The 22,140-nt window shown below is 53.5% G+C and carries 20 protein-coding genes; 5 read left to right on the top strand and 15 right to left on the bottom strand.

Annotation, left to right across the window (positions count from 1 at the left end):
* Positions 1 to 97: 97 nt before the first annotated feature.
* Positions 98 to 1,522, bottom strand: coding sequence for an alanine/glycine:cation symporter family protein (locus ACM67E_RS09020; protein WP_416191119.1), 1,425 nt, complete (start codon positions 1,520 to 1,522; stop codon positions 98 to 100).
* 417 nt (positions 1,523 to 1,939) lie between these two features.
* Here ACM67E_RS09020 and ACM67E_RS09015 point away from each other — a divergent pair, with 417 nt between their 5' ends.
* Positions 1,940 to 2,665: a YebC/PmpR family DNA-binding transcriptional regulator gene (locus tag ACM67E_RS09015; RefSeq protein WP_416191118.1), complete on the top strand. Its 726-nt coding sequence runs from the start codon at positions 1,940 to 1,942 to the stop codon at positions 2,663 to 2,665.
* A 148-nt stretch (positions 2,666 to 2,813) separates the two neighbouring features.
* On the opposite strand, the gene ACM67E_RS09010 is transcribed toward ACM67E_RS09015, so the two are convergent.
* From ACM67E_RS09010 to ACM67E_RS08990, 5 genes are all read right to left on the bottom strand, one after another.
* Complete coding sequence (locus ACM67E_RS09010; RefSeq protein ID WP_416191117.1) at positions 2,814 to 3,623, bottom strand: FKBP-type peptidyl-prolyl cis-trans isomerase; 810 nt, start codon at positions 3,621 to 3,623, stop codon at positions 2,814 to 2,816.
* 275 nt (positions 3,624 to 3,898) lie between these two features.
* Positions 3,899 to 4,339, bottom strand: a complete 441-nt coding sequence (locus ACM67E_RS09005) for a DNA polymerase III subunit chi (protein ID WP_416191116.1) — start codon at positions 4,337 to 4,339, stop codon at positions 3,899 to 3,901.
* A gap of 91 nt (positions 4,340 to 4,430) precedes the next feature.
* On the bottom strand, positions 4,431 to 5,528 hold the full coding sequence (locus ACM67E_RS09000; RefSeq protein WP_416191115.1) for an NAD(P)-dependent alcohol dehydrogenase: 1,098 nt from the start codon (positions 5,526 to 5,528) through the stop codon (positions 4,431 to 4,433).
* 132 nt (positions 5,529 to 5,660) lie between these two features.
* The gene (locus ACM67E_RS08995; protein WP_416191114.1) at positions 5,661 to 7,070 is read right to left on the bottom strand and encodes a leucyl aminopeptidase; all 1,410 of its coding nucleotides are present in this window, start codon (positions 7,068 to 7,070) and stop codon (positions 5,661 to 5,663) included.
* Positions 7,071 to 7,072: 2 nt separating this feature from the next.
* Positions 7,073 to 7,273, bottom strand: a complete 201-nt coding sequence (locus tag ACM67E_RS08990) for a hypothetical protein (RefSeq protein WP_416191113.1) — start codon at positions 7,271 to 7,273, stop codon at positions 7,073 to 7,075.
* 4 nt (positions 7,274 to 7,277) lie between these two features.
* On the opposite strand from ACM67E_RS08990, the gene lptF reads away from it, so the two are divergent.
* Positions 7,278 to 8,393, top strand: a complete 1,116-nt coding sequence (gene lptF / locus ACM67E_RS08985) for an LPS export ABC transporter permease LptF (RefSeq protein WP_416191112.1) — start codon at positions 7,278 to 7,280, stop codon at positions 8,391 to 8,393.
* Positions 8,390 to 9,460, top strand: coding sequence for an LPS export ABC transporter permease LptG (gene lptG, locus ACM67E_RS08980; RefSeq protein WP_416191111.1), 1,071 nt, complete (start codon positions 8,390 to 8,392; stop codon positions 9,458 to 9,460). Before lptF ends, lptG begins: the two co-directional genes overlap by 4 nt.
* 54 nt (positions 9,461 to 9,514) lie before the next feature.
* On the opposite strand, the gene ACM67E_RS08975 is transcribed toward lptG, so the two are convergent.
* The 3 genes from ACM67E_RS08975 to ACM67E_RS08965 all read right to left on the bottom strand — a co-directional run bounded on the left by ACM67E_RS08975 (position 9,515) and on the right by ACM67E_RS08965 (position 11,106).
* Complete coding sequence (locus ACM67E_RS08975; RefSeq protein ID WP_416191110.1) at positions 9,515 to 9,682, bottom strand: hypothetical protein; 168 nt, start codon at positions 9,680 to 9,682, stop codon at positions 9,515 to 9,517.
* Between the two features lie 77 nt (positions 9,683 to 9,759).
* A complete protein-coding gene (gene recX / locus ACM67E_RS08970) occupies positions 9,760 to 10,287 on the bottom strand; it encodes a recombination regulator RecX (RefSeq protein ID WP_416191109.1) in 528 nt (175 codons plus the stop codon).
* Positions 10,288 to 10,392: 105 nt separating this feature from the next.
* Positions 10,393 to 11,106 (bottom strand): phosphoglycolate phosphatase, encoded by a 714-nt coding sequence (locus ACM67E_RS08965; protein WP_416191108.1) that lies wholly within the window; start codon positions 11,104 to 11,106, stop codon positions 10,393 to 10,395.
* Positions 11,107 to 11,496: 390 nt separating this feature from the next.
* Here ACM67E_RS08965 and ACM67E_RS08960 point away from each other — a divergent pair, with 390 nt between their 5' ends.
* Positions 11,497 to 12,759 carry a Glu/Leu/Phe/Val family dehydrogenase gene (locus ACM67E_RS08960; protein WP_416191107.1) on the top strand — a complete coding sequence of 421 codons (1,263 nt, stop codon included), beginning with the start codon at positions 11,497 to 11,499 and terminating at the stop codon, positions 12,757 to 12,759.
* Between the two features lie 170 nt (positions 12,760 to 12,929).
* Here ACM67E_RS08960 and hemA read toward each other — a convergent pair whose 3' ends face one another.
* From hemA to ACM67E_RS08940, 4 genes are all read right to left on the bottom strand, one after another.
* Positions 12,930 to 14,183, bottom strand: coding sequence for a glutamyl-tRNA reductase (gene hemA, locus ACM67E_RS08955; protein WP_416191106.1), 1,254 nt, complete (start codon positions 14,181 to 14,183; stop codon positions 12,930 to 12,932).
* A 185-nt stretch (positions 14,184 to 14,368) separates the two neighbouring features.
* Positions 14,369 to 15,232: an RNA polymerase sigma factor RpoH gene (gene rpoH / locus ACM67E_RS08950; protein ID WP_416192766.1), complete on the bottom strand. Its 864-nt coding sequence runs from the start codon at positions 15,230 to 15,232 to the stop codon at positions 14,369 to 14,371.
* A 293-nt stretch (positions 15,233 to 15,525) separates the two neighbouring features.
* Positions 15,526 to 17,067 (bottom strand): apolipoprotein N-acyltransferase, encoded by a 1,542-nt coding sequence (gene lnt, locus ACM67E_RS08945; protein ID WP_416191105.1) that lies wholly within the window; start codon positions 17,065 to 17,067, stop codon positions 15,526 to 15,528.
* Between the two features lie 105 nt (positions 17,068 to 17,172).
* On the bottom strand, positions 17,173 to 18,045 hold the full coding sequence (locus ACM67E_RS08940) for a DUF808 domain-containing protein (RefSeq protein WP_416191104.1): 873 nt from the start codon (positions 18,043 to 18,045) through the stop codon (positions 17,173 to 17,175).
* Between the two features lie 380 nt (positions 18,046 to 18,425).
* On the opposite strand from ACM67E_RS08940, the gene ACM67E_RS08935 reads away from it, so the two are divergent.
* Positions 18,426 to 20,147 (top strand): potassium/proton antiporter, encoded by a 1,722-nt coding sequence (locus ACM67E_RS08935; protein WP_416191103.1) that lies wholly within the window; start codon positions 18,426 to 18,428, stop codon positions 20,145 to 20,147.
* 249 nt (positions 20,148 to 20,396) lie between these two features.
* On the opposite strand, the gene ACM67E_RS08930 is transcribed toward ACM67E_RS08935, so the two are convergent.
* Together ACM67E_RS08930 and aroC are read right to left on the bottom strand one after the other, a co-directional pair.
* Complete coding sequence (locus tag ACM67E_RS08930) at positions 20,397 to 20,846, bottom strand: ProQ/FINO family protein (RefSeq protein WP_416191102.1); 450 nt, start codon at positions 20,844 to 20,846, stop codon at positions 20,397 to 20,399.
* 151 nt (positions 20,847 to 20,997) lie between these two features.
* Positions 20,998 to 22,098 (bottom strand): chorismate synthase, encoded by a 1,101-nt coding sequence (aroC, locus tag ACM67E_RS08925; protein WP_416191101.1) that lies wholly within the window; start codon positions 22,096 to 22,098, stop codon positions 20,998 to 21,000.
* Positions 22,099 to 22,140: the final 42 nt, after the last annotated feature.

Below are 22,140 nucleotides of genomic sequence, written 5' to 3'. Positions count from 1 at the left end.
ACACATAGTATGGCAAGCTGCAGCCAACGAAGCAGATTTCTTATTTGAATTCACTATAAAAAAATCTCTCCGCCTTGTCGGAGAGATTTTTTTTCGGCTATTGCTTATCGTGGAATTCGTGAAATTCGTATTGGTAAGAAAGTTCTTTGCCGGATTTGGTCTGCGCCAAATAATCGTCGTAGATTGCGCGGATTTCTTTGCGCAGCAGGAACAAGGCAATTAAGTTGGGGATGACCATGAAGCCGTTGAACATGTCGGACAAGCTCCATACCAAATCGACTTTGCCCAAGGTTCCCAACACAATGGCGGCCAATACCAACGTGCGGTAGAAGCCCAAGTATCTGCCGCGGAACAAAAAGCGGATATTGGATTCGCCGAAATAATACCAGCCGATGATGGTGGTAAACGCGAAGAAAGTCAGGCACACGGCCAGCAGTTGGCCGCCGAAGTCGCCGAATGCGATGATGAACGCCTGCTGCGTCACCGTCGCGCCTTTCAAGCCCAAAGTATTGGCGTCGGTCAGCAGGATGATCAGCGCGGTGGCGGTGCAGACCAACAGAGTATCGATAAACACGCCGACGAATGCGGCCATGCCTTGCTGGACAGGGTGCTTGACGTTGGCGGTGGCATGGGCGTGGGGGGTTGAACCCATACCGGCTTCGTTGGAAAACAGGCCGCGTGCCACGCCGTAGCGGATGGCTTCGCGCATACCGATACCGGCCGCACCGCCCAACACCGCGCTCGGATCAAAGGCAGCGACAAAAATATGCTGAATCATCGGAACGATGTGTTCGGAGAATTGGAACAGAATTACCACCGCGCAAATGATGTAAACCACCGCCATAAACGGCACGACAAACTGCGCGACATTGGCGATGCGGTTGACACCGCCGACCACGATCAAACCGGCCAATACCGCCAGGGCGATGCCGACTGCCAAAGCCGGAATGTCAAACGCCACCGTTACCGCCGATGCAATCGAGTTTGCCTGCGTCGCATTGCCGATAAAACCCAAAGCAATGATGATGGCGATGGAGAAGAAGCCTGATAAGAAGCGCGCGGCAGAGCGGCCGATTTTCGGGGTCAGGCCGTGGGTAATGTAAAACGCGGGGCCGCCGATGTATTTGCCGTGGCTGACGACGCGGTATTTTTGCGCCAAAACCGCTTCGGAAAAAATGGTCGACATACCGAGTACGGCAGACAACCACATCCAGAAAATCGCTCCCGGGCCGCCGGCGGTAATCGCCGTGGCGACCCCCGCGACGTTGCCCGTGCCGATTTGGGCGGAAACCGCCACGGCCAAAGCCTGAAATTGTGACAATGATTTTTGGTCGCTGTCCGCACCTTTTTTGCCGAACAAGCCGCCGAAAACCGATCTGAATCCTGTGCCTAATTTGGTAATCTGCGGCGCACCCAGATAAACCGTGAAAAACAGGCCGATGCCGATAAGCGCATACATCAGCAGGTAATCCCACAGCACTTTATTGACCGCGCCCACCAGCGCAGACAATGTTGTTTCCATAATAAACCTCGAAAAATGAAAAAGTTAATCAACGTGCGGCACACAGCGGCAACTACTCCGCTTCAATCCCGCCACATTGCCTCAGGCGAGCAGGCCGTCAGCCGGGTACGGGATTATCCGAATGCTCTTTATCCGGTTCTTTAATAAAGAAACATTTTCGGTATCATACTCTAAAACCCAAGACGGTAAAATACAAATCCTGAATATATATAACGGAATTTAACATGAAATCAAATTGGATACGGTATGGGGATAGGCCGTCTGAAGTTTTCGGCCATAAAAAACTTATGATAAAATGCGCGTTTTTCAGAATGAAATGAAATATTGCGTTTTTCGTGGCGGATTAAAATAAGGATGGCGTCATTCCATGCTTACTTTAATCGGCTATAAAACGCAAAAAAATCGAAAGGAATCCGCATGGCAGGCCATAGCAAGTGGGCGAATATCCAGCACAAAAAGGCACGCGTTGATGCCCAACGCGGCAAAATTTTTACCAAACTGATTAAAGAAATCACCGTTGCGGCCAGATTAGGCGGCGGCGACCCTGCATCCAACCCTCGCCTGCGTCTGGCGATGGACAAAGCATGGGATGCCAATATGCCCAAAGACAACGTTCAGCGCGCAATCGACAAAGGCACGGGCAACCTGGAAGGCGTGGAATACATCGAATTGCGCTACGAAGGTTACGGCATCGGCGGTGCGGCTTTGATGGTGGACTGCATGACCGACAACAAAACCCGCACCGTGGCCGACGTTCGCCATGCGTTTACCAAAAACGGCGGTAATCTCGGTACGGACGGCTGCGTGGCGTTCAACTTTGAGCATCAGGGGTACTTGGTGTTTACCGATGTGGACGAAGATGCGCTGATGGAAGCGGCTTTGGAAGCCGGTGCGGAGGACGTGATTGCCGATGAAGAAGGGATGATTGAAGTCATCACCGCGCCTAACGACTGGGCGGGTGTGAAAGCTGCATTGGAAGAAGCCGGTTTCAAATCGGTGGACGGTGACGTGACCATGCGTGCGCAAAACGAAACCGTGCTGACCGGCGAAGATGCCGTCAAAATGCAGAAGCTGCTCGATGCACTGGAGAGTTTGGACGACGTGCAGAACGTTTATACTTCGGCCGTGTTGGATTTGGGATAAATCCGTTATCAGGTATGAATGTTATTGATATGAATGTACGAAAAGCAGACCGATTCGGGTCTGCTTTTTTATTGGCCTTGAAAACTGAGGCCGTCTGAAAGATTCATGGTTTCAATCTTTCAGACGGCCTGTATATTGTCGAAAAGGGTTATTGGACTTTTTCGATTTGCACTTCAGGTTGGGCAGGCATGTTTTCCGCACCGCCGACTTTCACCAGCTTCACATCGAAAATCAAAGTCGAATTCGGGCCGATTTTCTCGCCGGCACCTTGCTCGCCGTAAGCCAGTTTGGACGGAATAAAGAACGTGGCTTCGCCGCCTTCTTTCAACAGTTGGACGGCTTCCTGCCAGCCCGGAATCACTTGGCTGACCGGAAAGCTTACCGGCTGGCCGCCGTTTTGTTTGCTGCTGTCGAACACGGTACCGTCAATCAGTCGGCCTTCGTATTCCACGGTCACGACATCGTCTTTGGTCGGTTTTTTACCCGTACCTTCGTTCTTCATGGTGTATTGCAAGCCCGAAGCGGTCGTCTTCACACCTTCTTTCGCACCGTTTTCCTTCAGGAAGGCTTCGCCTTTTTCCAAGTTGGTTTTGGCGGTTTCCGCGCGTTTGGCCTGCGCTTTTTCCTGCTGTTCGGTCAGGAATTTCATCATCACTTCCTGAGCCTGCATTTCGTTCATTTTCGGCTCTTTGCCGTCGTAAACGGTTTTCAATGCTTCATCGAATACTTTCAGGTCGATTTCCGTACCTTGGTCTTTCATCTGTTTCAAAGAACGGCCGATGTCCACGCCCATGGCGTAGCTGGCTTGCTGTGCCGGTGTGCCGATGGCATCCACACCGGTAGCGCCGGAAGCGGCCGATGCAGCGGCAGGTGCCGCGCCTGCGTCTTTTTTCTCACAAGCAACCAATGACAAGGCGGCGGCTAAAGCCAGCGCGCTGAATTTGAAAGTTTTGTTCATAATGCTGTTTCTTCGAATGAAAAAGGAAAACGTGATTATAGCCCAGATTGCCTGAAAATGAAGCAGGCCGTCTGAAAAATTATCGGTGTATTTGTAAAGATGACAAGAAAATTTCAGACGGCCTCCGGATGCGTCAGGCCGTCTGAAAACAGGGTGCTTGAATGCTCGGAACGGTTCGGATTCGGGGCGGGAATTTATGGGGACGGGACAGGCGGCAACCGCATTCTGCCCGATGGTATGCCGCTTTGTTTGGCAAGGGAAACGGGGTTTCCGGCTCAGGCTTTGCCTTCCATTTTATGATGCTCGATTTCAAAACCGCTTTGGCGGTAGGCGCGGAAACGTTCGCGCGCTTCGGCCAAATCTTCCAAACTGGTGCCAACGATTTCCAAAACACGTTCGGGCGGTTGCGGCGCGTCCGACCAAAAGTCGGGCGAAAGATTCAGAACGGCGACATCAGGCGGGAGTGCCGGCAGTTCGAGGCCGCTTGCCAATAGCAGCGGTGTTTCAGACGGCATGGGTTGGCCGGTTTCCCAAATTTCGTGCGGGATAAAGCTTTCGGGAGCCGTCTGCCACAAGTCGCGGTCAAGACGGGTAATCATGTCGGCGGAATCCGACCAAACCAAAACCCTGCCGCCGTCGCGGATGGCGCGTTCGGCCAAACGGCAGGTGAAAACGGCAGGTTGCGAAACATGGGTATAGAAGGTGGCTTTGGGCATGGCGTCGGCGTCGGCTTCGGGTAACGTGAACGGGCATTATAGCAAAAGGCCGTCTGAAAAACGGGTTTCAGACGGCCTTTCGGCGGCAAATTTATACCGCGATTCTGACCACCGGCTTGATGGTTGTGCCGTTTTTGGAATCTTCAAAGGCTTGGTTGATGTCGGCGAAATCGTAGAATTTCACCAGTTTGTCAAACGGAAACCTGCCTTCTTTATAGAAACGGATGAGCTGCGGAATAAATTGCTGCGGCAGGGCATGGCCTTCGACCACGCCGACGATGGTGCGGCAAGTGCCTAAAACATCAGGGAAAAAGTTCAGCGTGACATCGCCGGCAATGCCGACCACCGCGCAAGTGCCCAATACGCGCAAGCAGCGTACCGATTGCTGCACGACGGATGAAACGCCGGTTGTTTCGATGGCGTAATGCGCGCCTTTCCCGCCGGTAATGCGCATGATTTCGGCCAGTGCATCGGTGTTTTTGCCGTTGATTACATGCGTGGCACCGAATTCTTTGGCCGTTTCCAAACGGCTGTCGTGAATGTCGACCGCGATAATCTGACCGCAGTTGGCGATTTTTGCCGCCATGACCGCGCTCAAACCCACCGCGCCGGCACCGAAAATCACGATGGACGAGCCGATTTTGGGTTTCAAAGCATTCAAGACCGTGCCGCTGCCGGTTTGGAAACCGCAGCCGAGCGGCCCTAAAAGTGCCAAGTCGACATCTTTGTCCACAACCACAACGTTTTTCCGGTTGGCAACGGTATAAGTGGCAAAAGAGGATTGGCCGAAGAAATGCGCCAGTTGCTCACCATTTTGGCTCAGGCGCGACAAACCGTCTTCCCCGAGGCCGCCGCCGAAATTGAGTTCGACGGTGTGTTCGCAGGCATTTTGTTGTCCTTCCAGACAATGGTCGCAAGTTCCGCAATAGGAAAATGATAAAACCACATGATCACCGGCTTGGATGTTTGTGACACCTTCGCCGACTTTTTCGACGATGCCCGAACCCTCATGCCCCAAGACGGCAGGAAACGGTGCGCCGCGGCCGTTGATGGATTCGGCATCGGTGTGGCAGACGCCGGATGCAACCAGACGGATGAGCACTTCGTCTCGTTGCGGTTCGGCCAAATCGACTTCTTCGATGCTCAGCGGACGGCCGGGTTCGCGGGAAACGGCGGCTTGGATTTTCATGTGACGCTCCTTTTGTGATGATGGGATGGGGTAATCAGTCTAGCGCGGTTCGGGGGCTTTTGAAAGCAGTAAGGCCGTCTGAAATTTTTCAGACGGCCTGGACTTGATGATGAGTTTAATCCCGAATCCCGGTTATTTCGCATTGCGCAAATAGTTCAGCAGCAGCGGAACGGGGCGGCCGGTCGCGCCTTTTTCCGCACCGGATTTCCATGCTGTTCCGGCGATGTCGAGGTGCGCCCACGGGTAGTCTTCGGTGAAGTGCGACAGGAAGGTGGCGGCGGTAATCGTGCCTGCACCCGGAGTGCCGATGTTGGGCAGGTCGGCAAAGTTGGATTTGAGCTGTTCTTTGTAGGTCTCGAAGAGCGGCAGTTGCCATGCTTTGTCGTTGACTTCTTTGGATGCGGCCAGCAGGCTGTCGACCAATTCCTGATTGTTCCCCATCAGGCCGCTGACGTCGTGTCCCAGGGCGATGATACACGCGCCGGTGAGGGTGGCGACGTCGATGACGGCTTTGGGCTTGAACTGTTCGGCGTAAGTGAGCGCGTCGCACAGAATCAGACGGCCTTCCGCGTCGGTGTTCAATACTTCGATGCTCAAGCCTTTCATGCTTTTCACGATGTCGCCCGGTTTGGTGGCTTCGCCCGACGGCATGTTTTCGCAAGTCGGCACGACGGCGATGAGGTTAATCGGCAATTGCAGCTTGACCGCCGCGCAGAAGGTGCCGATGACGGTGGCTGCGCCGCACATGTCGAATTTCATTTCGTCCATGTTCAGGCCGGGCTTCAGCGAAATGCCGCCGGTGTCGAACGTGATGCCTTTGCCGACCAGCACAATCGGTGCGTCGTCTTTGTTTGCCGCGCCGAAGTAGGAAAGTTCGACCAGATAAGGGTCTTGCACGCTGCCTTTGGCCACCGACCAAAACGAACCCATATTGGCTTTGATGTAGTCTTTGCCGAGGATTTTGGCTTGTGCGCCCAGTTTTTCGGCTTCGGATTTGGCGGTGGCGGCCAGAAATTCCGGCGTGCATTCGTTCGGCGCGGCATTGCCCAAATCGCGGCACAGGCTTTGGCCGAACACTTGCGCATCGGCGAATTTGACGGCGGCTTCGACTTCGGCGGTGTGTCCGCTGTGGAACGCGATATGGCTTAACTTGGCCGGTTTGGTTTCTTTTTTGTAGCGGTCGAAGCGGTAGGCGGCGTTGCCGAGGGCGGCGGCAAAGGCTTCGGCAACACGCGGCGCGTCGGTTTGGCAGAACGGGCTGATGTCGATATGGACTTCAGCCTGATTTTGCGCCCATTTTGCGGCTTCGGCGGCGGCTTTGTCGAAAGTGGCGCGTTCCAAATCTTTCAGGTGCACCACGGCCACGGCCTGCAAACCGTCGGCGGACGGGATTTTGGTTTCGGCGAAGGATTGGCCGTCTTCCAGCGAGCGGAACAGGGCAAGGGCGGTTTCGTTGCTCAACTGCGCTTCTTCCGTGCAGACAAATAATGCTGCGCCTGCCTGATTCGGCTGCAATTTTTCGGCTTTTGTGCTAAATTCCACGTTTATTCTCCTGATTGAAGAGGGGTGTTCGGATGTTTCAGACGGCCTTTATGCCGTCTGAAAAAGACGGAATGATTGTACTCCATCATCAGGCCGTCTGAAACCTTAATCCGCTGTCGCGCCTGCTTTTCAGACGGCTTGAGGCGCGGATTTTGTCGGAGAACCTGCCAACCGGCTTTGTGCCGCTCAGCTTGAAACATCAATCATATGATTTATCAAAGAAATTTTATTAAAGAATTGTCTTTTGCGGCGGTCGGCATTTTTGTCGTGCTGCTGGCGGTTTTGGTTTCGACTCAGGCGATTAACCTGCTCGGCCGCGCCGCCGACGGACGGGTGGCGATTGACGCGGTGCTGGCTCTGGTCGGTTTCTGGGTCATCGGCATGACGCCGCTTTTGCTGGTGCTCACGGCGTTTATCAGTACGCTGACGGTGTTGACCCGCTATTGGCGCGACAGCGAAATGGCGGTTTGGCTTTCCAGCGGTTTGGCTTTGAAGCAGTGGATTAAGCCGGTGATGCAGTTTGCCGTGCCGTTTGCGGTGCTGATCGCGGTAATGCAGCTCTGGGTGATGCCTTGGGCGGAACTGAGAAGCCGCGAATACGCCGAAATTCTGAAGCAGAAACAGGAGCTTTCTTTGGTCGAGGCAGGCGAGTTCAATGCTTTGGGCAAACGCAACAACCGCGTGTATTTCGTGGAAACCTTCGACACCGATTCGGGCGTGATGAAAAACCTGTTTTTGCGCGAGCAGGACGAAAAAGGCAACGATAACGTCGTGTTCGCCAAAGAAGGCAATTTCGCGCTGACCGACAACAAGCGCACGCTGGAGCTGCGCAACGGCTACCGTTACAGCGGGACGCCCGGGCAGACCGACTACAATCAGGTTTCGTTTGAAAAACTCAGCCTGATTATCAGCACCACGCCGAAAATCATCGATCCGGTTTCCCACCGCCGTACCATTCCGACCGCGCAACTCATCGGCAGCGACAATCCGCAACACCGTGCCGAACTGATGTGGCGCGTTTCTCTGCCGGTCAGTGTGCTGCTGTTGAGTATGCTGGCCGTGCCGCTGTCGTATTTCAATCCGCGTACCGGCCATACTTACAATATCCTGATTGCCATCGGCCTGTTCCTGATTTATCAGAACGGTCTGACCTTCCTGCGCAATGCGGTGGAAGACGGAAAAATCCATTTCCTGATCGGTTTGCTGCCGATGCATCTGCTGATGTTTGCCGTTGCCGTGGTGCTGCTGCGCGTACGCAGTATGCCGGCGCAGCCGTTTTGGCAGGCCGTGGTGAAAAGTTTGAGTTTGAAAGGCGGAAAATGAATCTGATTTCACACTATATGATCCGCCGCATGGCTGTAACGGCTCTGTATGCGCTGTTGGCGTTTTTGGCGTTGTACAGCTTTTTCGAAGTGATTGACGAAGTCGGCAACCTGGGCAAAGGCGGTTACGACGGCGCAGCGATGGCGCAGTATGTGCTGATGCAGATGCCTGCGCGCGCATACGAACTGATGCCGCTGGCCGTCTTAATCGGCGGCCTGATTGCCTTGAGCCAGCTGGCTGCCGGCAGCGAGCTGACGGTCATCAAGGCCAGCGGGCTGAGTACGAAAAAACTGCTGCTGATTTTGGCGCAATTCGGCCTGATTTTTGCGCTGGCGACGGTTGCCTTGGGCGAATGGGTTGCACCCAAGCTCAGCCAACGCGCGGAAAATCTGAAAACCACCGCCATCAACGGCAAACTGACCGCAGGCGATACCGGCTTGTGGCTCAAAGAGAAAAACAACATCATCAACGTGCGCGAAATGCTGCCCGACAAAACCCTGCTCGGTGTGAAAATCTGGCAGCACGACGAGCAATACGAATTGGCGCAGGCCGGCGAAGCCGAGTCCGCCACATTGAATCCGGACGGCAGCTGGCAGCTGAAAAACGTGCGTTACAGCCTGATTCACGGTGACCGTATCGAAGTGAAAACCCAAGCCGAGCAACGCTGGGAAACCGCACTCAGCAGCAGGTTGCTGGATGTCCTGCTGGTCGATCCCGATCAGATGTCGGTGTCCGAACTGACCACCTACATCGCGCATCTGAAAGACAACCACCAGCAGACGCAGGTCTATTCGATTGCTTTGTGGCGCAAAGTGATGTATCCGATTGCCGCGCTGGTGATGGCTTTGGTGGCGTATGCGTTCACGCCGCAAACCACGCGCCACGGCAACATGGGTTTGAAACTCTTCGGCGGCATCTGTTTGGGATTGGCCTTCCACTTCGCCGGCCGCCTGTTCGGTTTTACCAGCCAGCTTTACGGCGTGCCGCCGTTTTTGGCAGGCGCGCTGCCGACGGTGATTTTCGCGGTATTGGCGGTTTATCTGATTCGCAGGCAGGAAAAACGGTAGTTTAAATGACAAGGCCGTCTGAAAATTTTCAGACGGCCTTTTTGTGCGTGCTATTCAGCCCAACCAGAATTTGAACACAAGATACAGAACCAGAATCACCACGGCCGCCCATACGATGCTCATGAAAATCACCACGGCGCGGCCGGCTCTGTATACGGGATGATTGCGTTCGTCTTCCAAAGACGGGGCGGATGCGGTAGGAGAGGGCTTTTTATCGGTCATGATGAAACTCGTGTTCTTAAAAAGATTTTAAAGGCTGAAGCGTACGCTGTTCGGCAAAAAGATTCAAGCCGGATGAATCAATCAAAGCCGTCGTCTTCCGACCAGCCGTTTTTCAAAGCCGTCTGAATCGTGCCCATGTCAAAACCCCGATAAGCCAGAAAACGCGCCTGCTTTTGTTTTTCCGCCAGATCTTTGGCCGGTGCTTTGAACTTTTTACGCAAAACCGCCATCGCGGTCTGCAACTCGCTTTCTTTGTCGGGCATGAATTCCCGGCTGATTTCGGCATCGATGCCTTGTTGCGCCAAAGCCTGCTGCAGGCGCAGCTTGCCGTGTTTGCGGCTTTTGCTGTGGATATAGGCTTCGGCGTAACGCTCGTCGGATTGCCAGTCGCGCTCGGAAAATTCGTCCAACACTTTTTCCAGTTCTTCTTCGCTCTCGGCATGGGGCGCGAGTTTGCGCTTCAAACCGACGCGGCTGATTTCCTGGCGCGACAGGATGTCCATCGCGCGCGCGCGCAGTGATTTTTGCGCTTTGGCAGGGTGTTTCGGTTCCGAATCCGGCTCGTGGCCGAAACCGGAAAAATCTTCGCTTTCGGATTCGTACATTTCAGACGGTCTCTCGGACGCAGGCGGGGATGAATGAGTTGAAGTGGAAAATCCATCAGGCCGTCTGAAATGTTGGCTGGCTATTTTCAGACGGCCTGACGGGTTTTATTCGTCGTCTTTGGCTTTTTGCGGTTGCAGGTTTTCGTAGATTTCGGGCAGCGAACCGATCAGCCAGTCGGGTTTGGTTTCTTTTTCTTGCGACAATAAAGTCATGTCGCCGTAGCCGAAGGTGACGCCCACGCTGAAGCAGCCGGCGGCTTTTGCGGCGGTGATGTCGTTACGCGAATCGCCGACCATCATCATGTTGGCAATATCGACACCCAAAACTTCGGCGCAATGTTTCAGCGGCAGCGGACTCGGCTTTTTCTCCGCCAGGCTGTCGCCGCCGAGAATCAGGCTGAAATAATCGGCGATGCCGAGCTGTTTCAACAATTCGACCGCCAGAATCTCGTTTTTGTTGGTAATCACGGCCAGCGGAATGCCCAGGGTTTTGAGCAGCCCCAAACCGGCTTCGGTTTCGGGGTAGAGGCGGGTCAAGTCGCTTAAATGCTCGCGGTAGTATTTCATGTAGAACACGAAACCTTTTTCCCAAATATCGGGTGCGGCGTCGGTTTCGCGCTCGCGGGTAATGACGCGGTGCACCAGCCGGCCGAGGCCGTCGCCGATGTAGCTTTCGATTTCGGCATCGGGCAGCGCATCCATGCCCAAATGAGCGCGCATGGCGTTGCCGGCGGCAATCAGGTCGGGTGCGGAATGGCATAAGGTGCCGTCGAGGTCGAAGGCAACGGCTTGGACGTGTTCGATGGTCGGTGCGGGCATGGTTTTCTCCAGAATTAAGCAGGCTTGATTTTACCCGAAAAAGGCCGTCTGAAAAATTGATGCGGCAAGTTCGGCGTAAGGGTTTGGCCGCGCGGCGTCGAAACTTCGCGGAATTTTGTTGACAAACGCAAAATATTTTTGCGGAAAATTTTTCTCCGGCAACCGTTTCAGACGGCATGGCGGCGGCGGATGATGGTTTTAAATTCAACGGACTAGGCCGTCTGAAAAATATCAATGGAATGCGGAAAATGCATTTATCCCGTCAATAATGTCAACAAAGTAGGTTTACTACATTGATTTTAAAATATTTTATTTATAAAAGCGAAAGAAGTTTGCTATAGTGGCGGCACGACGTTGGTGTCATACATTATTCTAAGAGGACGTATCGAGATGTCAAACCAAGCTAAAGAAACGTTGAACCCTTTTGAAATCGCACAAAAACAGGTCAAAACCGCCTGCGACCGCCTGAACGCCGATCCTGCGGTTTATGAAATCCTGAAAAACCCGATGCGCGTGCTGGAGGTGAACTTCCCCGTGAAACTGGACAACGGTACGGTCAAAACCTTTACCGGCTACCGTTCGCAGCACAACAATGCCGTCGGCCCCTATAAAGGCGGCATCCGCTTCCATCCGCATGTGAATATGGACGAGGTCAAAGCCTTGTCGACTTGGATGACCTTCAAATGCTGCGTGGCCGGTCTGCCTTACGGCGGCGGCAAAGGCGGTATCACGCTTGACCCGAAAGACTACTCCGAAGCCGAGCTGGAACGCATCGCCCGCGGCTACGCAAATGCGATTGCGCCGCTGATCGGCGAGAAAATCGACATTCCCGCACCGGATGTGAACACTAACGGCAAAATTATGTCGTGGATGGTCGATGAGTACGAAAGCATCGTGAAACATTCCGCACCGGGCGTATTTACCGGCAAACCGGTGGATTTCGGCGGTTCGCTGGCGCGTAACGAAGCCACCGGCTACGGCGTGAATTTTGCCGCGGTTCAAGCATTGAAAAAACTCGGCAAAGACGTGAAAGGCGCGACTTACGCTATTCAGGGCTTCGGCAACGTCGGCTACCATACCGGCCTGTATGCCCACCAATCGGGTGCGAAAGTCGTGGCGATTTCGACCGTGGACGTGGCGATTTACAATGAAAACGGCATTGATATGGATGCGGTGCTGAAAGAGTACCAAGCCAACGGTTTCATTACCAACCAAGCCGGTTACGGCAAAGAAATCACCAATGCCGAACTCTTGGCTTTGGAAGTGGACGTGCTGGCTCCTTGTGCGTTGGAAAACCAGATTACTTCCGAAAACGCAGGCAACGTGAAAGCCAAAATCGTGGTGGAGGGCGCAAACGGCCCGACCACGCCGGAAGCGGACGCGGTTTTGAATGCCAACGGTGTGTTGGTGGTTCCCGATATTCTGGCCAACTGCGGCGGTGTGGTAGTGTCGTATTTCGAGTGGGTGCAAAACCTGCAAGGCTATTATTGGGAATTTGACGAAGTACAGGAAAAACAGACCGTCGTCTTGCGCCGTGCCTTTGAAGACATTTGGAATCTGGCGCAGGAATACAGCGTGGACTTGCGTACCGCTTCGTATATGATGAGTATCCGCCGCATTGAAAAAGCGATGAAAGTACGCGGCTGGTATTGATTGGAAAGCAAAGGCCGTCTGAAAACTCACTGCGTTCGTTTTCAGACGGCCTTTTTACCAAAAAAGACTTTGGCAAAACCTGAAACCATATGCCTGCCATGAGCTGCACCAGGCCGCTGCGTTTACCCTGTGCGGCTCATGGCGGCAGTTTTACAAAGGTTTCAGGGGCTTTATTTATGAGAGTCCAAATGATAGATTTGGGCAACGGTATCGATGATGCCGGTGTCGGACGAACCGGCTTTGTTTAAAGCCCGGGTAGGGGAGTGGAGCAGCTTGTTGGTAAGTTGGATGGAGAGGCGTTCCAATACTTCTTCGGCAGATGCACCTTTGGCCAATTGTTTCATGGCATTTTGCAACACTTGGCGGCGGGCGCGTTCGCCTTCGTCGCGCAGTGCGCGAATCAGCGGTACGCTTTGGCGGCTTTTCTGCCATTCGACAAATTCGCCGACCTTTTCTTCTACCATCGCCTCGGCAGCGGAAGCGGCTTTTTGACGCGCTTCTTTTCCGTTTTGGACGATGTCCTGCATATCGTCGACGGTGTAGAGATAGGCATCGTTTAATTCGCCGACTTCTTCTTCAATATCGCGCGGTACGGCCAAATCCAGCATGAACACGGGCATATGGTGCCGTTTTTTCAAAGCGCGCTCGACCATGCCTTTGCCGACAATCGGCAATTGGCTGGCGGTGGACGACACAATCACGTCGTATTCGTGCATGATGTCGGGTAATTGGCTCAACAGGCACGGCTCGGCGTTGACGCTGAGCTTGTCGCACAATTCTTGCGCACGCGGCAGCGTGCGGTTGGCAACGGTAATCAGGCGCGGATTTCTGGCGGCAAAATAAGTGGCGACCAATTCAATCATTTCGCCTGCGCCGATAAACAAAACATTCAGATCGGCAATGTCGGGGAAAATCTGTTCGGCCATTTTCACCGAAGCAGAAGCCATAGAAACCGAGTTTTCACCCACGGCTGTGTCGGTGCGCACTTCTTTGGCTACGGCAAAAGTCTTTTGGAACAGGGCATTGAGATTGCTGTCGATGCTGTCCTGTTCTTGGGCGATGCGCACAGCTTCCTTGATTTGGCCGAGAATCTGCGGTTCGCCCAAAACCATGGAATCCAACCCGCAGGCAACACGGAAAGCATGACGCACGGTTTCATTGCTGTCGAGGGTGTAAAGATAGGGGCGGATTTCATCGGCGGGCAGGTCATGATATTTTGCCAGCCATTTGATAATTTCTTCGGTTTCGCCGACGCAGTAAAGCTCGGTGCGGTTGCAGGTGGATAAGATGACCGCTTCTTTGGCCGCCGCACTACTGGCCAGACTGTGCACGGCATCAGGCAGGCTTGCCGCAGCAAAAGCCAGCTTTTCGCGTATGCTCAAGGGCGCAGTTTGATGGTTGAGTCCGACGGCGGTAAGTTGCATGGGAATGTTGGAACTGGGTAGTGTGTGCGAGAGCGTTATTATAGCCTAAGTCGGGTTTGAAAAGAATGTTTTGCAGCTTGTGCAATCTGTTCGATTGTCAAATTTTAGCAGGGTGAGATTCAGCTAACCTTTTGAGTACAAAAGAAAAGGCCGTCTGAAATTTTCAGACGGCCTTGGTTTGATGATTAAACCGCTTCGGCTTCTTCGGCCAAAAAGCCGCGTAATTTCTGCATGGCTTTGGCTTCGATTTGGCGGATACGTTCGGCGGATATGCCGTATTGTGCAGCCAGTTCGTGCAGGGTCAGCCCGCCGTCGTCTTGCAGCCAGCGGCTTTCAACGATATGACGGCTGCGGTCGTCCAATTGCGCCAAAGCGTTTTGCAGGCCTTCGGTTTGCAGCGCGTAATGCGCTTGCTTGGCTATTTGGCGGGTAGGCTCGGTTTCGTTGTCGGCTAACCAGTCAATCGGTGCGAAGTTGTCTTCATCGTCGTTGCTGTCGGCTAAGATGCCGATGTCGTGGCCGGTCATGCGCTGTTCCATTTCCAATACTTCAGAAAGTTTTACGCCCAAATCATCGGCGATGGCCTGCGCTTCTTTGGGCGACAGGGCATTCAGGCTTTTGCGCATACTGCGTAAGTTGAAGAACAGCTTGCGTTGCGGTTTGGTGGTGGCGACACGCACCAAACGCCAGTTGCGCAGGATGAATTCGTGGATTTCGGCTTTGATCCAATGCACGGCGAAGGAGAACAAGCGTGCGCCGCGGCTCGGTTCGTAGCGTTTGACGGCCTTCATCAGGCCGATGTTGCCTTCCTGAATCAGGTCGGCTTGGTTGAGACCGTAGCCGTCATAACCGCGGGCAATGGACACCACTACGCGTAAATGGGAAAGGATCAGTTGTTTGGCGGCGTTCAAGTCGCCTTTTTGTTGACGCTCCGCCAGTTGGGTTTCTTCTTCGGCAGAAAGCATGGGAATGTTGTTGACGGTATGAATGTACTGCTCCAAGCTGCCGTTACCGCTGTGGACGACGGGTAATGCAAAAGCGTGATTCATCATTAGAGTGGCTTTCCTTTTTTTATGTGTGCTGCCGATGGCGGCAACCGCTTAGAATAGGTATGGCAAAGTAGTATAGCACTACTGATTCGGTATGGCTATTAGACGGCTTTTTTGTGTTAATGTTGCATGAATGATAGGTTAAATTTTGTATTTTTTGAAATATGATTTATTTTTAATATTTGAGTAGTTTTGTCAGGAGTAAGTTCATTATAAAACAATCTGCTTCAGGTGTAAATGCAAATTCAGACGGCCTGTCGGGAAAGGCCGTCTGAAAGTGACTTAGGTCGGCATCAGTCCTGCCGGTTGCGCAGGGCGAACAGCAGTAGGGCTGCGGCGGACAACAGGCCTATCAGCCACCATGAGCCGCCCATTTTCATATAGGGTGTTTCGCCGGTGTAGCCTTTGATGTGGCCTTCCAATACGGTTTCGGTATTGGCTTCGGCTTCGCTGATGATGCTGCCTTTGGGGGAGATAATGGCGGTTGCGCCGGTGTTGGTGGCGCGTACCATATAGCGGCCTAACTCCATTGCGCGTGCCTGCGATTGCTGCAATTGTTGATACATGGCGTTGGAATCGCCGTACCATGCCATGTTGCTGACGTTGGCCAGAAGCGTCGATTGGCGGGCGGTGGCGATTAATTCGTCCCCGAAACCGTCTTCGTAGCAGATGTTAAATGCAACGCGTTGCTCTTTCATGACCAGAGGGGCTTGGCCTTCGCCGCCTTTGCGGAAATCCGCCAACGGCATGTCCATCAGGCGGTAGAGTACATTTGTAATGGCGGGCAAGGGTTTGTACTCGCCGAACGGAACGAGATGGTTTTTGGCGTAATAAGGGATTTCTCCGGTGGTATTGTTGTAGTCGGTCAGGTTAACCACCGCGTTTTCATAACCGTTGCCGTCACGCGTGTATTGGCTGATGCCCAAGGCCAGCGCGCTGCCGTTGCTTTGCGCTTGGGCGGCAAATTCGTTAAGCACGTCTTCGGGCAGGTTTTGACGCATGACCGGAATAGCGGTTTCCGGCAAAATCACGATGTCGGCTTGGGTTTTGCTGATTTGCTCGTAATATTTTTGAATGGTCGGAACAACTTGGTCTTCTTTCCATTTGATGTTTTGCTCGATATTGCCTTGCAGGAGGGCAACGGTATTGGTGCTGCCGTCCGGACGGGTAAATTCGGCTTCTTGGGCGATATAGCCGACGGTGCATAACGCTACGCCGCAACACAAAGGCATCAGGCGGTTTTTCAGACGGCCTGCGTTATCCACCAGCAATACCAGCCATGCGCCGATGCAGGCGGTGGCAAAGGTAACCAGGTGAATGCCGCCGACGGGCGCGAAACCGGCCAAGGGGCTGGTTTTGGTAATTTGCGAATAGCCTAATGCGCCCCAGCCGAAACCGGTAAGAAGGCGTTCGCGGGCAAATTCGGTCAGCGTCCATAAAATCGGCAGGACGATGCCGACTTTAATCCAGCGCGGGAAGTGGAATTTTTTCCATAACCAGAAACACAGGGCAGGGTAGAGCGCCAAAAAGGCCGGCAGCAATAAGGTCATGGGAACGGCATAAAGGTTCGGCAAACCGGAAACATCATGTAAGGCCGTATGAATCCAATAAAACTGCGATACGTAAGCAAAGAAACCGAATACATAAGCAGTCGAAACGGCTACGCGCGGGCGCAGCTCGATCAGGCGGATAAGCGCGCCGAACAGGAGCGGCATCAGCCAGAAATGGTAATAAGGAGCGAAAGTGAGCGGCGTTGCGGCTGCAATCAATATGACCAACGGCCAATAGAGCAGGGGTTTTTGCCAATAGGTTTCGAGTTTGCGGAGAATCTTCATGCTTCAATTTTAAGAAAAGGGGGAGGCCGTCTGAAATGTAATGTTTCAGACGGCCTTATCGATGGCAGCAAAATTACATGATTTCAGACGGCCTGCGCAGAGAAATCAATGTTTTTTACGGAACGCTTTCATCAAAGGCAGTACCACGGCGCAAATCACCGCACCGGTAATCACGCCCACAACCAAATTGGCTGCCTGTGCCATCAGTCCGGTGTCCCAGTGGTTGGCATGCAGAAAGTCATGGATGGGACCGAAACTGTGGGTAATGATACCGCCGCCGACCAAGAACATGGCCAAGGTGCCGACTACGCTTAATCCGCGCATAAACCACGGCATGAAGGCGATGATGCCTCGGCCTACGGCGTTTGCGGCACTGCTGCCTTTTTGGATGAGGTGCAGGCCGAAATCATCCACTTTCACAATCAGCGCAACCAAGCCGTAAACCACAACGGTCATGCCCAAACCGATGGCGGTCAGTACCAAAGACTTGGTCAGTAATCCGTAAGAACCGACGACGCCCAAGGCGATAATGATGATTTCGGCCGACAAAATGAAATCGGTGCGGATGGCGCCTCTGATTTTGCTTTTTTCATCGAAAATTTCATCGGTGGCGTGGTCGTTGGCGGCTTCTTCGTCGTGTTTGTGCAGCAATTTATGCAGTAGCTTTTCCACGCCTTCAAAACAAAGATACGCGCCGCCGATCATCAGCAGCGGCGTAATGGCTGCGGGTAGAAAGACGGACAGCAGCAATGCGGCAGGTATCAAAATGATTTTATTGACCAGCGAACCTTTGGTTACCGCCCAGATAATCGGCAGTTCGCGATCGGCAGATGCGCCGGTCACTTGGTTGGCATTCAAAGCCAGATCGTCGCCGACAACGCCGGCGGTTTTCTTGGCGGCCATTTTGGTCATCAGAGCCACGTCATCTAAGACAGCGGTAATGTCGTCAAGCAGGGTGAAAAGGGAAGCGAAGGCCATTGGCGGATTCCTACGAAAAGAAAAAAATCATGGTTGCGTGCAGTATCCGCTGATATACCGGTATGTTTCGGCGGATATGGCGTCACAAAATCCAGTATTATAGCTGAAAATGATACGGTTTCCAGCGTTCAGACGGCCTTTAATGAAATTAAATGGTTAATGAGGGAAGCTTTGCGCAAGAAACCCGTTATGGCGTTATCGGCGGAATCTCTCCGGGCGGGATTGCATTAAAGTAAGAAAAGATTACCGAAGGTCGGACTTTTAGGGGGATGGGCTGTGTTAAAATATTTTACCTGCAAGAAATCATTGAAACGGCATGTATGGTTTGCCGCCCACCCACACACTGCATAAGGATAAGGAGGATTGAAAACGTGGATTGGATGAATATCTTATTCCTGCTCGGCGGTGCGCTGCTGTTTGTGAGCGTGGTCTCTACCACGCTCTCGGCGCGTCTGGGTATGCCTTTGCTGCTGGTGTTTCTGGCGGTCGGTATTTTGGCGGGCGAGGAAGGGATAGGCGGCATTGAGTTTGACAATTTCGTCTCGGCCAATTTTATCTGCCAGCTTGCTTTGGCGGTGATTCTGCTTGACGGCGGTTTGCGTACGCGCTTTCAGAGCTTCCGCATCGGGTTGAAACCGGCGGCGGTATTGGCCTCGTGGGGCGTGTTTGCCAGCGTGGCGTTATTGGGCATTTTCACTACTGTTTATTTGGATGTCGACTGGCGGTTCGGTTTGTTGATGGCGGCGATTGTCGGCTCGACCGATGCCGGTGCGGTATTCAGCCTGTTGCGCAACAGCGGTGTGCGGCTGAATGACCGCGTACAGGCCACGTTGGAAATCGAATCGGGTGCGAATGACCCGATGGCGATTTTTTTGGTGACTGCCCTGATTGCGATGATGGTAAAACCCGAAGAAGCGGGGGTATTTTCGTTTGTCTGGATGTTGCTGCTGCAGATAGGCTTCGGTTTGCTGATGGGCTTTATCGGCGGAAAATTGTTGGCTAAACTGGTACGCCGTCTGAATCTGGCGGAAGGGCTGTATGCTTTGATGATTGTGTCCGGCGGTCTGCTGGTATTCTCCTTTACCAACCTGATTGGCGGCAGCGGCTTTTTGGCGGTATATCTGGCCGGCGTGTTGGTCGGCAATCAGCATAACCACGCCACCGAACATGTTTTGCGGGTGATGGACGGCTTGGCGTGGTTGGCGCAGGCGACGATGTTTGTGGTGCTAGGTTTGCTGGTGACGCCGTCAAACGTATTGGAACGCGGCTCGGAAGCGGTTGTCCTGGCGGCGTTTTTAATGTTGGTGGCACGTCCGGTCGCGGTATTCAGCGGCTTATGGCCGTTTAATTACAGTATCCGCGAAAAGGCCTATATCAGTTGGCTGGGTTTGCGCGGGGCGGTGCCGATTACGCTGGCGATGATGCCTTTGGTGATGGGCGTGCCCAATTCGCGGGCGTTGTTTGACGTGGCGTTTGCGGTGGTGGTGCTGTCTCTGCTGATTCAGGGCACGACGATTCCGGTGATGGCGCGCCTGCTGAAAGTGGCCATGCCGCCCAAGCCCGAACCGAACGACAGCCGCGATATTTGGCTGGCGGAAAAAGAAGCGGTACGCATGACATCGTTCAAAGTGGTGGCGGACTCGGAGGCCGAAGGCGTGCATCCCGACGATGTGGCACCGATTTCCGCCAGTTTCGACCGCCGCTGTTTCGCGCTGGTCCGCGACGGCCGAAAAATCGAGCTGGAAAGCGATACCAAGCTGAAAAAAGACGACATCGCCTGGTATATCCTGCCTGACGATCAGGTGGAAAAAATGGCGTACTACTTTACCGAAACCGACAAGAGCGTCTTGCTGAATTTCGATTATTTCGGCGAATTTTCGTTTGATCCGGCCAGCCGTGCCGGGGATTTGGCCAAGGCCTACGGTTTGAATTTGCAGCCGAACGAAGAGAGCCTGAGCTTGAGCGAATTATTTGAACTGCGTTCGGAAGGCAGCAAATGGGTGGAGGGCGACCGCGTCGGCATTGGTGAATTCGAATTGACCATCAAGGAGTTGAACAAAGACGGCAGCATCAAATTGATGGGGATGAAGTTTCCCGATTGAAGAGGGCTTGATAATTTGTCCGTTTGGAACGTTTCTTGGCGGGCATCCAGATTTATGGCGGAAACTTATTTTTCAATGCGAAGTCCCGCATTCCGGCATTTTTCAATATTCAAGGCTGGATTGTTAACCCGATTTGTGAAGTTCTTGCTTTAAAATCGCCTGATACGGAAATAACGATAAACCATATAGCAAGGCCGTCTGAAAATATTTTCAGACGGCCTTTGGTATGCGGATGCGGACAACGCGCAATTATTCTTTTTCTGCCGGAGTTTCAGCGGCTGTTGCTGCCTCGGAGCGGTCGGATTCTTCTTGCTCCGCAGCTTTGGCTGCTTGGCGTTCGGCTTGGGCGGCCATGGCTTGCTGTACGGCAGGATGCTGTTGCGCGATGGCCTGCTCTTCAGGGGTTACTTCGCCTTTGAAGCGGTTGTTCAGATCGAAACGCTTGCCGCCGCGTGCCAATGCTTTAAGGTAGCGCGGACGGCGGCAGTGGTTGGCGAGTACGCGGGCAATCAGCGCGGCGTCGTATTGCGGCAGGGCAGTGACCAAATCTTGGTCGATACCGACGGCCAGCGGTTTGAAACGCTTGAATACATCATATTTGCTGTAAATATGATCGGCAATCATGTCGGTTTGTTTCTTTTTGCTCATGGTTTGGACGGCGGTTTTCAGCGCGGCGCCCAAAGCAGTTTCTTGTGTCATATTGTCTGTATCCTGTGAATCTGAAGCCGCGTCTTTGGCTGCACGGCGAATGCTTGGCATTGTAGTATAAAGCTGCTGTTTTGGCTAAATTTTTTGTGCGGGATTTTTTCAGACGGCCTGATTTGGATACAGGCCGTCTGAAAAATGCAGGTCATCTTTTGAAACCGGCAATATCGGGTGTGGTGACGCGTACATCGGCGTTTTGTGCGCGGTGGCGCAATGCGTGATCCATCAGCACCAAAGCGAGCATGGCTTCGGCAATCGGGGCTGCGCGCAAGCCGACGCAAGGGTCGTGACGGCCGTGGGTGGCGATTTCGACCGGATTGCCGTGGATGTCGATGCTGCGGCGCGGCGTAGCGATGGAGCTGGTCGGCTTGACGGCGATATTGACATGAATGTCTTGGCCGGTGGAAATGCCGCCGAGAATGCCGCCGGCGTGGTTGCTTAAAAAACCTTCGGGCGTGAGTTCGTCGCCGTGCACGCTGCCGCGTTGCGCCACGCTGTCGAAACCTGCGCCGATTTCGATGCCTTTGACGGCGTTGATGCTCATCATGGCGTGGGCAATGTCAGCGTCAAGACGGTCGAACACCGGTTCGCCGAGGCCGACAGGGATGTTTTTTGCTTCGATGTGCAGCTTTGCGCCGACGGAGTCCAATGATTTGCGCACGCTGTCCATATAGGTTTCAAGTTCGGCGATTTGGCTTTGGTTGGCGGCAAAAAACGGGTTTTGGCCGATAAATTCACGGTCTTCAAACCGGATTTCTTTTTCGCCGATTTGGGTAACGAATGCGGTAATTTCGGTATTGAATTTTTCTTTCAGCCATTTTTTCGCCACTGCGCCCGCGGCCACGCGTGCAGCGGTTTCGCGGGCGGAGGAGCGGCCACCGCCGCGGTAATCGCGTGTGCCGTATTTGTGCCAATAGGTATAATCGGCATGGCCGGGACGGAATTGCTGCACGATATTGCCGTAGTCTTTGCTGCGCTGGTCGGTATTGCGGATTAAGAGCGCGATGGGTGTGCCGGTGGTTTTGCCTTCGAACACGCCGGAGAGGATTTCCACTTCGTCGGCTTCGCGGCGTTGGGTAACGTGGCGGCTGGTGCCGGGCTTGCGGCGGTCGAGGTCGGTTTGGATGTCGGCTTCGTTCAGTTCCAGCCCGGGCGGGCAGCCGTCGATGATGCAACCCAAAGCAGGGCCGTGGCTTTCGCCGAAGGTGGTCACGGTGAAGAGTTGTCCGAAAGTGTTGCCTGACATAGTGTTGCTCTGGATGTGGTTAAACGTAACGGGTCGGATTTT

Source organism: Neisseria sp. CCUG12390, from assembly GCF_047837985.1.
Classification (GTDB): Bacteria; Pseudomonadota; Gammaproteobacteria; order Burkholderiales; family Neisseriaceae; genus Neisseria.
Note: the sequence above shows the minus strand (reverse complement) of the source record. Positions and strands in the feature narration are given on the sequence as shown.

Bases quoted from the DNA above. Each gene is read 5' to 3' on its own strand.
- aroC (WP_416191101.1), bottom strand. From the start codon at position 22,098: ATGTCAGGCAACACTTTCGGACAACTCTTCACCGTGACCACCTTCGGC.
- lptG (WP_416191111.1), top strand. From the start codon at position 8,390: ATGAATCTGATTTCACACTATATGATCCGCCGCATGGCTGTAACGGCT.
- lnt (WP_416191105.1), bottom strand. From the start codon at position 17,067: ATGAAGATTCTCCGCAAACTCGAAACCTATTGGCAAAAACCCCTGCTC.
- ACM67E_RS09020 (WP_416191119.1), bottom strand. From the start codon at position 1,522: ATGGAAACAACATTGTCTGCGCTGGTGGGCGCGGTCAATAAAGTGCTG.
- ACM67E_RS09010 (WP_416191117.1), bottom strand. From the start codon at position 3,623: ATGAACAAAACTTTCAAATTCAGCGCGCTGGCTTTAGCCGCCGCCTTG.
- ACM67E_RS09015 (WP_416191118.1), top strand. From the start codon at position 1,940: ATGGCAGGCCATAGCAAGTGGGCGAATATCCAGCACAAAAAGGCACGC.
- ACM67E_RS08935 (WP_416191103.1), top strand. From the start codon at position 18,426: ATGAATATCTTATTCCTGCTCGGCGGTGCGCTGCTGTTTGTGAGCGTG.
- ACM67E_RS08930 (WP_416191102.1), bottom strand. From the start codon at position 20,846: ATGACACAAGAAACTGCTTTGGGCGCCGCGCTGAAAACCGCCGTCCAA.
- ACM67E_RS08975 (WP_416191110.1), bottom strand. From the start codon at position 9,682: ATGACCGATAAAAAGCCCTCTCCTACCGCATCCGCCCCGTCTTTGGAA.
- ACM67E_RS09000 (WP_416191115.1), bottom strand. From the start codon at position 5,528: ATGAAAATCCAAGCCGCCGTTTCCCGCGAACCCGGCCGTCCGCTGAGC.
- ACM67E_RS08965 (WP_416191108.1), bottom strand. From the start codon at position 11,106: ATGCCCGCACCGACCATCGAACACGTCCAAGCCGTTGCCTTCGACCTC.
- recX (WP_416191109.1), bottom strand. From the start codon at position 10,287: ATGTACGAATCCGAAAGCGAAGATTTTTCCGGTTTCGGCCACGAGCCG.
- lptF (WP_416191112.1), top strand. From the start codon at position 7,278: ATGATTTATCAAAGAAATTTTATTAAAGAATTGTCTTTTGCGGCGGTC.
- rpoH (WP_416192766.1), bottom strand. From the start codon at position 15,232: ATGAATCACGCTTTTGCATTACCCGTCGTCCACAGCGGTAACGGCAGC.
- ACM67E_RS08940 (WP_416191104.1), bottom strand. From the start codon at position 18,045: ATGGCCTTCGCTTCCCTTTTCACCCTGCTTGACGACATTACCGCTGTC.
- ACM67E_RS08960 (WP_416191107.1), top strand. From the start codon at position 11,497: ATGTCAAACCAAGCTAAAGAAACGTTGAACCCTTTTGAAATCGCACAA.
- ACM67E_RS09005 (WP_416191116.1), bottom strand. From the start codon at position 4,339: ATGCCCAAAGCCACCTTCTATACCCATGTTTCGCAACCTGCCGTTTTC.
- hemA (WP_416191106.1), bottom strand. From the start codon at position 14,183: ATGCAACTTACCGCCGTCGGACTCAACCATCAAACTGCGCCCTTGAGC.